Origin of the sequence: Streptococcus sp. 263_SSPC, from assembly GCF_001071995.1 — a bacterium.
Lineage (GTDB): Bacteria > Bacillota > Bacilli > Lactobacillales > Aerococcaceae > Granulicatella.
The window spans coordinates 124,304-134,726 of sequence record NZ_JVNU01000032.1 but is presented as its reverse complement, the minus strand read 5'-3'; the positions used below and the strand labels follow the sequence as shown (position 1 = coordinate 134,726).

Annotated in this window: 8 protein-coding genes; 2 read left to right on the top strand and 6 right to left on the bottom strand. The window is 39.1% G+C overall.

Going from position 1 to position 10,423, the window contains the following annotated elements; genetic code table 11:
* Window positions 1–251 precede the first annotated feature (251 nt).
* From ADH02_RS05245 to ADH02_RS05220, 6 genes are all read right to left on the bottom strand, one after another.
* Entirely contained in the window at window positions 252–1,766 is a 1,515-nt protein-coding gene (locus ADH02_RS05245) for a phosphoglucomutase (RefSeq protein WP_048783130.1), read from the bottom strand.
* Between the two features lie 133 nt (window positions 1,767–1,899).
* The gene (locus ADH02_RS05240; protein ID WP_048711662.1) at window positions 1,900–2,439 is read right to left on the bottom strand and encodes a nucleoside tri-diphosphate phosphatase; all 540 of its coding nucleotides are present in this window, start codon (window positions 2,437–2,439) and stop codon (window positions 1,900–1,902) included.
* Window positions 2,440–2,557: 118 nt separating this feature from the next.
* Complete coding sequence (mutY, locus tag ADH02_RS05235; protein ID WP_048783128.1) at window positions 2,558–3,730, bottom strand: A/G-specific adenine glycosylase; 1,173 nt, start codon at window positions 3,728–3,730, stop codon at window positions 2,558–2,560.
* The gene (locus ADH02_RS05230) at window positions 3,721–4,536 is read right to left on the bottom strand and encodes a RecX family transcriptional regulator (RefSeq protein WP_048783126.1); all 816 of its coding nucleotides are present in this window, start codon (window positions 4,534–4,536) and stop codon (window positions 3,721–3,723) included. The genes mutY and ADH02_RS05230 overlap by 10 nt, the downstream gene beginning before the upstream one ends.
* A 137-nt stretch (window positions 4,537–4,673) precedes the next feature.
* Window positions 4,674–7,331 (bottom strand): cation-translocating P-type ATPase, encoded by a 2,658-nt coding sequence (locus ADH02_RS05225; protein WP_152903894.1) that lies wholly within the window; start codon window positions 7,329–7,331, stop codon window positions 4,674–4,676.
* A gap of 241 nt (window positions 7,332–7,572) precedes the next feature.
* Complete coding sequence (locus ADH02_RS05220; protein WP_048783122.1) at window positions 7,573–8,796, bottom strand: PLP-dependent aminotransferase family protein; 1,224 nt, start codon at window positions 8,794–8,796, stop codon at window positions 7,573–7,575.
* A gap of 101 nt (window positions 8,797–8,897) precedes the next feature.
* On the opposite strand from ADH02_RS05220, the gene ADH02_RS05215 reads away from it, so the two are divergent.
* Both ADH02_RS05215 and ADH02_RS05210 read left to right on the top strand, forming a co-directional pair.
* A complete protein-coding gene (locus ADH02_RS05215; RefSeq protein WP_048783119.1) occupies window positions 8,898–9,746 on the top strand; it encodes a pyridoxamine kinase in 849 nt (282 codons plus the stop codon).
* The gene (locus ADH02_RS05210) at window positions 9,743–10,288 is read left to right on the top strand and encodes an ECF transporter S component (RefSeq protein WP_048783117.1); all 546 of its coding nucleotides are present in this window, start codon (window positions 9,743–9,745) and stop codon (window positions 10,286–10,288) included. Before ADH02_RS05215 ends, ADH02_RS05210 begins: the two co-directional genes overlap by 4 nt.
* The last annotated feature ends 135 nt before the right edge of the window (window positions 10,289–10,423 follow it).

Sequence of the window (10,423 nt, the reverse complement as noted above, 5' to 3'; positions counted from 1 at the left end):
TCTTTGTTCAGTTTTCAAAGGTCAATCGTTGTTTTGCAACAACTTCTATATCCTATCATAGGACATTTTTACTGTCAACAGATTTCATGTAACTTTTTCAAAGTTTTTTTGAAACTGTTTTATAAGCGAACGTTCGCTCAACAGTGATATTAATTTATCACAACCAAAGAAGGTTTGCAACTGAAAAGATGTAGAATTCTAAAAAAATAATACAGTTCACAGAATCTGCAAACTGTATCTTTTTTAGACCTTTATTTTAGTAAAGCTTCAAGCTTACTTTGATTGATTTTTGGATAACGGTTCATGATTTGATGAATTGTCTCAAGAATTTTTGTTTGATACCCTACCAAATCATTTTCAATTTGAAGAACGAGTAGCGGTTCATGTAAGCTCATGCGTAGTAACAACCATCCATCTCCGTACTCACCTTTGAAATCAATACGAATCCCCTCTTCGTTTTCCGGGTTCACACCCCAGTCTTGTGGAATCCACTGTGGAAATTCTTTAATAACTTTATTGCCATAAGTTTTGAAATCTTCTGTTTCAATCTTAAAGCGAACTTCAACGACTTCTTTTGGTTGTACTAATTTCTGGATTAAATGATCTAATGTTTCTCCTCGTTCAATTAATCTTGGAAGAAGCATTAAAATCTTCGCAACCACATATGCCCCATCGTCAAGGAAGTAATTTTCTTTAAACGCTGCATGACCACTTGTCTCAATAGCTAATTGACAATCCGTTCCAGCTTCGTTTAACTCGATCGCTTTATTGATGACATTACGATATCCAGAAATATAACGATATTGATGCCCACCTAGTTCTGTAATAAACCTCTTCAAGTGTTCAGTTGTTGGCGAGTTCGTCACAATCGTTGTTCCTGGATGCTCACTAATTGCAATCACGCTAAGAACAGCAATCAAATTATTTCTATTCAGTAACTCCCCGTCACCTGTTACGACAGCAGCTCTATCAACATCAGTGTCAAAGATTACACCATAATCGGCACCGACCGCAAGTACCTGATTCTTAATACTTTCCATCGCTTCTTTATTGTCTGGATTTGGAATATGATTTGGGAATGTTCCATCAGGATCTAGGAACTGTGAACCTTGCGTGTTAGCGCCTAATACTTCAAGCACCTTTTCCGCATAGAAACCACCAGCACCGTTTCCAGCATCTACAATAATATGAAGACCTTCGAGCGGTTTTTCTTTCTCGCTTCCGCTACCTTTACGAATCAAGTCTACTAAGTGATGGCTGTATCGTTCAAAAATACTTTTTACTTCTATAGTAGAAACAGGTTCTTGTGGGAGTTCTTCTATCTCGTCTACTAAAGCAATGATGTCACGAATATCACTCGATTCTAATCCGCCTTCACGCGTGAAGAATTTCAACCCATTATAGTAGAAAGGTAAATGACTGGCTGTGAACATCACGGTTGCGTCGCAGTTAAACTCTTCAAACTGCGTTGCCATAAACATACTTGGAGTTGTTGCCATTTCAAAATCAATTACACGAACGCCAAAAGCCGATAACACCTGAATAAATTCTCTTGTTAAGTCCGGACCACTAATGCGGCTATCACGACCAATCCCAACAACTAATTCCGTTACCGTTTTAGATGGATAACGCTTCTGTAGCCATTTCACAAAAGCACTCGCAATCAAACGACTCTCTTCTACCGTTAGCGTCGCATCAAATTCTTCTGTCGCTATAGCAATGCCTCGAATATCTGAACTTAATTGTAACTCATTGATTTTTGACATGGGAATCCCTCCTTAGTTCTAGCTCTATTCTACCAAATGCTTCTGTACAATCATAGAAGATTTTTTAATTTTTCCGCAAAACAAAAAAGCAAGCAGCCTTAGCTACTTGCTCTTTCAACTCAGCTATCATGAGTTATGATTTACGATAGGTTAATTGAATATATCTTTCATACCATAAATCGACATATTCAGGCGAGAACGGCCCTTTTTTGTTATTGATCCAATCCACAAGAATCTCAACGTTTGCCTTTAAGATTTGATCAATCTCTTTTGAATAGTGCATTTGACGACGATGCAATTCATATTCATCGACATCTAGCAATCTCTTTTCGCCATCCGGGAAAATCTTAATATCTAAGTCGTAATCAATATACTTCAACGCTTCTGCATCTAATACATAAGGCGAAGCCAAATTACAATAGTAAGAAATTCCTTTTTGACGAATCATCGTTACGACATTGAACCAATAATGTTTATGGTAATACAATAACGCTGGCTCTCTCGTCAACCATCTTCTACCGTCGGACTCAGTCACAAGAGTATGATCGTTACAAGCGATAATTGCTTGGTCGCTTGTCTTCAAAATCATGCTGTCGCGCCAAGTGCGATGAAGACTACCATCATGTTTATAACTCTTGACAGTGATGAATTCTCCTTCTCTGGGATTCTGCACCACTATATCCAACTTTCTATATCTATTTAAGAGTAAACTCTTAGTTATTTCAAATCACTAGTAGTATAGCATATTTCTACCATTCTGTGAACAAAAATCAGATTTACGGCGCCTATTCTTATAAAAGCTCTTGAGAAGCGAGTAACTCACACATCTTTCCTTGCACTCTAGACTGTGGCAGCTGTGCCATTTCTTCTTTTGTGACCCATTGTAGCGTACGCGTTGCATGCTGCTCTAGCGCTCCCGAAGCCGTTGCACATTGCAATTCAATATCCCAACGTTGGTGACTGAAAATATGTTTTACGGTTTTCGGTAAAATGCGAGTTGGTTGAAGCTTCATTTTATATAAACTCTCGAATTGAACTTCCAACGGGATGTTCTGGTTAATTTCGTAAGTCGAATTTTCTTCGGCAACTCCTTCAAATAAATCAATCGATTCTCCCACCGTGCTAAAATCACGAATTAATGGGAAATGCCAAAATCCACTTAGCAGGTCTGCTTGCGTATTCTTCTCTACCAAGAAGCGCCCCTTGTCATCCTGAATAATAAACGCGCGCCATTTCATCGGCGTTGGTTTTTTCTTTGGTTTCTTAATCGGATAAATATGCATCGTCCCATTTTGATACGCTGCACTAAATTCCTTCACTGGGCTTTCTTCCGGACGTGGATTGACTGGTGACTCAATATCTGAACCTAAATCCATCAGAGCCTGATTAAAATCTCCTGGACGTTCGGGATCAATTAAAATCTCTGCAATTTCTTGAAACGCCCAACGATTACTTGGGTTCCCAATATCTAAATTCACTTCAAACAATCGGCTAATCACACGCATCAAGTTACCATCCACGGCAGGCTCTGGCAATCCAAAAGCGATACTCGCGATTGCTCCTGCAGTATATGGTCCGATTCCTTTTAATGAGAGAATCCCTTCATAGGTATTGGGAAATACACCACCGAACTCTTCCATCACTTGAATCGCTGCTTTTTGCATATTGCGAACACGTGAGTAGTAACCAAGACCTTCCCAGCATTTCAATAATACTTCTTCAGGAGCTTCTGCCAAATCTTTTACCGTTGGGAACGTCGCTAAGAAACGCTCGTAATATGGAATGACTGTATCCACTCTAGTTTGTTGGAGCATAATCTCGCTCACCCAAATAGCGTACGGATCACTTGTTCTTCTCCAAGGCAAGTCTCGTTTTTCTTTATCGTACCAATCGAGCAACGCCTTTCTGAAACGTTTAATTTTCTTTTCGTCCCACATTTTTACGCCAATATCGGCTAAATCCATTCTTCCTTCTCCATTTCAAACTGCGCAATGGCCTGTTCAATCACACTAGAAGTAAATCCTTTTTGATACAACTTCCCTTTGATTTGATACCAGAGCGCCGATTCATTCTCTTCATATTTTTTGGCGATGCGTCGGTAAATCGTTGCAATCTCCTTCACCGCTAATTCAGCTTCCATCTCGCTTTGCGCTTCAAACGATAGAAACGGAACAACCTCTTCTGCGATTTCCTTCGAATACCCTTTTTGCATCACAAACACTTTTACTTTTTGCTTAGCCACTTTTGGTGTGACGCGTTTTTGCCCTTTCAAATAGGACTGCGCAATTTGAATCGCATTTTCAAGTTGCTCTCTCAACGTATATCCTTCAAGTACTGTTTGAATGACTTTATCGCTAATGCCTTTCTTCTGTAAATCAAAGATAACAGACTTGGGTCCTTTAAACGTCACAAACTTTGCCTGATTGAGATAGCTTTCTGCATAAAAGGTATCATTAATAAAGTTCTGTTCATGTAATTTTCCAAGCACTTCATTAATAATATCTTCGTCAAATTCTAATTTTTCTAATTTTTCATAAACTTCCTTCGTAGAACGAAGCTTAAAGTTCAGAAAGTGTAGTGCCTTTTGATAGGCTTGTTGAATACAATCATCATGTTGGATTTCTTCGATTTGTTCTTTTGTCAGTTCTGTCCCTTTAAACAAGGCATACTTTACAACCGTTGCCTCGTCGACACCAAACGCAAAAGCATCATTCAAATAAATATTGTAGCGGCCTTTTTTCTTTTGAGCCTCAATTTTTGTAATGACCATATTCCCACACTCCAATCTACTTAGAATATTTTAGCAAAATACAAAGATGAATAAAAGCTTGACTGCCTACTTCTCATTAATACATACGAAAAAAAGGCTCACACGAGGTGAACCTTTCTTCGTTTAAACTTATTAAATTAGTCTTTATCCATTCCCATTGCACGCATAATTGCTTTTGCAATTTCTACGATTGGAACGATTGAGAATGCTGCTCCAACTACGAACAACCATTGTTCAGCTGTAAGAATCGCCACATCAAATACAGTTGTTAATCCTGGAATCACCATTACGCTTAAAAGCATTACTGCTGATACTAGGATTGCGTAGTTGAACAACTTGTTCTTGAACGCGCCAACTGTGCCAAGTGATTTGTACACTGACTTCACGTTGAATGCGTGGAACAATTGGATTAAACCTAATGTTGCAAACGCCATTGCTTCACCAACTTGGTTCCCCCAATTAGCAATATGAGTTGCATACCAGAATACAAATAATGTAATTCCACCTTCGAAGAAACCTTGGTAGAAGATACTTGGTAACACACCGTTTGATAAGAAGTTCGAACTCTTACCGCGTGGTGGGTGATTCATGATATCCGCTTCAGCTTCTTCAAGACCTAAAGCAATCGCTGGGAATACGTCTGTTACTAAGTTGATCCATAAGATATGGATTGGTTCTAGAATTGACCAACCAGCCATTGTCGCAACGAACATTGTCATTACTTCACCGAAGTTTGCAGACAGTAAGTATTGAACAGCTTTTTGGATATTCGCGAATACTTTACGTCCTTCTTCAACGGCTACGACGATTGTTTCGAAGTTGTCATCGGCAAGTACCATATCTGAAGCTCCTTTAGAAACCTCAGTACCTGTAATCCCCATACCGACACCGATATCAGCTTGTTTAAGTGAAGGAGCATCGTTAACTCCATCCCCTGTCATCGAAACAACTTTACCATTCTTTTGCCAAGCTTTTACGATACGAACTTTATGCTCTGGAGACACACGAGCGTATACAGAGTATGTTTCAACAGTACGTTCTAATTCTTCATCAGAAATATCGTTTAATTCTCCACCAGTTAATACTCCGTCTTCTTGATCTGGACGAAGGATACCTAAACGTTTTGCAATCGCTTGGGCTGTATCACGGTGGTCCCCAGTAATCATAATTGTACGGATACCAGCTGATTCAGCTACTTTAATCGCAGCCGCTGCTTCCTTACGTTCTGGGTCAATCATCCCTACTAAACCAGCAAAGATTAAATCATGTTCGATTGAATCTGTGTCCACTGTTTCAGGAAGAGTATCAATCACTTTGTACGCCATCGCTAAAACACGAAGCGCTTGAGTAGCCATTTCTTTGTTTAATTTCATCAATGTTGTACGGTCATCTTCAGTAAACGCAGAAACCTCACCATGTTTTTCAATCTTCGTCACACGGTCTAATAACATATCTGGAGCACCTTTAGTTGCAACCAAATATTTACCGTCTTCTAATTGATGAATGGTTGTCATTAATTTACGAGTTGAGTCGAATGGAACTTCCGCAATACGTGGAATATTTACTAACTCTTCACGTACATCATAGTTTTTATCAAGACCGTATTGAACCATTGCTGTTTCAGTTGGGTCTCCTAATAATGAGTTATCTTGAGAAATCTTAGTATCGTTGGCTAAGTTCATTACACGAAGCGCGATGTTATCTTTAGAAATTTCTTCTGACGCATCATGAATTTCGTTGTCATAGACCATTTTTTCAACAGTCATTTGGTTAAGTGTTAATGTACCTGTTTTATCTGAACAGATAATTTCAACACCACCTAATGTTTCAACGGCTGGCAACTTACGAACAAGCGCGTTACGTTGCGCCATTTTTTGAGTTCCTAATGCAAGGATAATTGTAGAAATCGCTGGTAACCCTTCTGGAATCGCAGCAACGGCAATCGCAATCGCTGTTAATAACATATGAGTCCATTCATTTCCTCGAAGCATCCCTACCACGAAGATGATCACGGCAATCACTAAGATCATGATTGTTAGCCATTTACCAAGAGCATCTTGGTTTTCTTGAAGTGGTGTTTTACCTTCTTCAGTGTTCGCTAACATATTCGCGATTTTACCAACTTCTGTATTCATACCAGTACTTGTAACCACACCAACAGCACGGCCGTAAGTTACGTTTGTACTTGAGAACGCCATGTTTGTACGGTCTCCAATTCCTACTTCATCCCCTGCAGGAATCACTAAGTCTTTATCAACTGGAACGGATTCCCCTGTTAACGCTGACTCTTCAATTTTTACTGTATTTACTTCGAATAAACGCATATCCGCTGGCACGACGTCCCCAGCTTCAAGGATAACAACGTCACCTACTACGATATCTTCCCCTTTAATATGTTCCACATGTCCATCACGTAAAACACTTGCTACAGGAGAAGCCATTTTCTTCAATGCTTCGATAGCTTCTTCAGCTTTTGATTCTTGGAATACACCTAGCACAGCGTTTAATAACACTACCGCTAAGATGATAATCGCATCCGTTGGGTCGGGTTCACCTTGGTGAGCAAACATAGAAACCACTGCAGCCAATAAAAGTACTAAAATCATGAAGTCTTTAAATTGATCCACGAATTTCTCTAATAGTGATTTTTTCTTTCCTTCTTGTAACGTGTTTGCACCGTATTTCTCAAGTCTTGATGCCGCTTCTTGTGAACTTAAACCTGAAGGACTTGATTGCACTTCTTTAAACACATCTTCAATAGACTGTAAATATACGGGTTTTGTTTGTTGTTCCAACAAAATACACTCCTTTTCTTTTTCTATAAAAAGAGAGACTTATGCCCATCATCCTTTTGATAATAAACATAAGTCTCACTGTTCAAGATAATACCAGCGAGAATTCGCTTGCTGTTGATATTATCGCAACGATTGGTTGCCAGTTACTCCCTTATAGAGATTGATTATTGTTGTAGTTACTATACCAAATAAGTATAAGATTTGCAAATTTTTTAGATAAATTGTTAACCTTTCTTTTTACCTAAATTTCGTGGATTTTAGCCAAATCTAACCGTTCCAATGCCGGCGCATTTTTCGAGATAAAGTACTCATCGAGCGGTTTAGCTTTTAGATTCATCGCTTGTATTTTTTCAGCCATCATCGGCGTTTTCTCAAACACCCATTGCGTTCCATGAAGGATTCCTTCGCCGACACCTGATGTCAGAAGCCACTTCTTAGCACGCTTACTTTTTTCACTATAATCTTCTACCATTGCTTTACGATGCTTGGCAAACATTCCATTTTCAATAAAAAGCGTAAATGTCTTTTGCATCATCACATTCGAATCATAGTCCATCCATTGCTTTCGTTTCGCAAAAGATTCAACTAACTCTTTTGGCAATACTACAATCCCAATTTTCAAAGCTGAGAATAAAATTGAAGAGAAAGATTTAACGTAGATAACGCGTCCATCCATATCATAATAATGAAGAGGCGTCGCATTCCCTTCGACAAAGTCCGCCATATAGTCGTCTTCGATAATATAGACTGAGTACTTGCTTGCTAGTTCCACAATTTTTTTCTTTGTGGCTTCGCTGTAACTTCCACCTAGCGGATTATGAAATCTGGAAATCGTATAGAATAGCGAAAACTCTCCACTCGCAAACAATTCTTCTAAGCGATTTAAATCAATCTCACCATCCAACTTACGTTCAATCGTTTCGTAAGGAATGTTCAAGTGTTTCACCAACTCATTCATTCGTGCATAAGTTGGTTGCTCCAGCAATACTTTTTTTCCTTGAATTAGTTGCAATAAAATATAGAGAGCTTGTTGCGTCCCAGTTGTTATGACTAGTTGTTCCTTTGCAGCATACACCCCATACTCTTCTAAAATAGGGATTAACGCCTGAATCAATTCATCCATCCCAGAAGCTTGTTCTTTTCTGGTCAGCTTTAAATCATGCGCGCTGGCAAGCGATTGATTAAAGCAGATGCGCAAGTCCTCAATCGGAAGTTGTGAATAGTCTGCCTCGGATTCTTCCAATTGTTTTGCTTCTGAATTCTTTAATACATAATAGCCACTTTTTTCGACTGCATAAATAAAACTTTCATCTTTTAAACTACGCAAGGCACGTTGTACCGTATCCTTATTTACTCCATAGAGCGCAACTAATTCTCGAATTGAAGGAAGTTTATCCCCCTTTTGTAGATTCCCGCTCAATATTTCCTCTTTTAATGCATTTGCTAATTGCTGGTATTGATACATGACACACCCCCCACTGTACCGGTACAGTTCGTTTTCATCCCTATTGTATCCTCACCTGTCCCGTTTTACAATACAGATACATTGAAACTCGAGGAATAGATATGAAAAAAATAATAATCGCAAACGACTTGCCAGGAATTGGCAAAGTTGCACTCGCACCCGCTATCCCGATTTTCGCTTGTTGTCAGATTGAAACGATGCTACTGCCTACAGTACTTCTTTCATCTCATACCGGCGGATTCAAAAACATCGCGATTGCGGAGCAAACAGAATTTATGAGGCAGTCCCTTTATCAATGGGAGAATCTGGAATTAAAACCGGATGCTGTTTTAACGGGATACTTCCGAAATCCGAAACAAATTGAATTAATGGTAGATACCATTGAAAAACTGCCAGCGTCTACGAAACTATTCGTCGATCCGATTATGGCGGACAACGGGAAACTGTACAGCGGATTTACACAAGAACATGTTGAGGCGATGAGGAAACTCATTCAACAAGCTGATGTGATTTATCCAAATATTACAGAAGCCTGTCTTTTGACAGATACGCCCTATCCAACGGGAAAAATTACGATGGACTTTACAAGGGAGCTCGCTAAGAAATTAGCTGAACTAGGGCCCGAGTACATCATCATTACCGGTTGCCCTGACAGCGAAGAGCTCACAGGCGTTCAACTTTATACTAAAGAGACGGATTCATTTTTTGATTTCTATAAAACAAAGTATCCGCATCATTTTTACGGAACAGGTGATACACTGGCGTCTCTTGCAACTGCATGCATCTTACAAGGAATGTCTATAGAAGACGCATTGTCATTCACGTTGAAATTCATCGACGAAGTGCTTCAATTAAGTAGCCAGCAACCTGAACAAATTCCATTCGGCCTTCCAATCGAGAAAAAACTTGGAATACTTACAACAAAATTTACTACTGAGGTGTCATTATGAAAAATACAGATTTAAGAAATATCGTAGAAACAAGCTTATTTGCAGCTTTAATCTTCTTGGGGGTAAGCGTCTTTAGAATCCCAATGCCATTCACTACACAGTTCGTCCACTTCGGGAATGCACTTGTTGTCGTTGGATGTCTACTCTTTGGAACCAAACGTGGTGCTCTCGCTGCATCTATCGGTCTTGGAATCTTTGATTTATTAAACGGCTACGCTTCAGTTGTTTGGGAAACGATTCTGGAATCCTTAATCGTCTGCTATGTGATTCATCTTGTTTACGAAAATTTATTAAAGAAAAACGACAAAATCGGAAACATCATCGCAGTCGGCGTTGTTGCTGCTATCGTAAAAATCATTGTTAATATCATTAAATACACATTCTTACGAGGAATGATTGTTGGTGGCCTCGCATTAACACCAGCATTTATTCAAGCAATCAACAAAATCACAGGAACGTTTGGATCGGCTATTTTCACAGTAGTTGCAGTTCCAATCGTTTACCCACTCTTCAAAGAAGCACTAAAACGAGTAAGAAGATAAACAAAACAGCTATTACGACTTCAATCGTAATAGCTGTTTCTTTTTTATCCCCCACAGAAGGATACTAGAAATAGTACAAATCAAATAAACTCCTCGGAGTTATTGTGTTAATAGTAGGAAATCATAACCACTGTG

What these genes read in the sequence shown, in the direction of transcription:
- ADH02_RS05245 (WP_048783130.1), bottom strand. Translation starts at nt 1,766, where the DNA reads ATGTCAAAAATCAATGAGTTACAATTAAGTTCAGATATTCGAGGCATT.
- mutY (WP_048783128.1), bottom strand. Translation starts at nt 3,730, where the DNA reads ATGGATTTAGCCGATATTGGCGTAAAAATGTGGGACGAAAAGAAAATT.
- ADH02_RS05230 (WP_048783126.1), bottom strand. Translation starts at nt 4,536, where the DNA reads ATGGTCATTACAAAAATTGAGGCTCAAAAGAAAAAAGGCCGCTACAAT.
- ADH02_RS05220 (WP_048783122.1), bottom strand. Translation starts at nt 8,796, where the DNA reads ATGTATCAATACCAGCAATTAGCAAATGCATTAAAAGAGGAAATATTG.
- ADH02_RS05215 (WP_048783119.1), top strand. Translation starts at nt 8,898, where the DNA reads ATGAAAAAAATAATAATCGCAAACGACTTGCCAGGAATTGGCAAAGTT.
- ADH02_RS05210 (WP_048783117.1), top strand. Translation starts at nt 9,743, where the DNA reads ATGAAAAATACAGATTTAAGAAATATCGTAGAAACAAGCTTATTTGCA.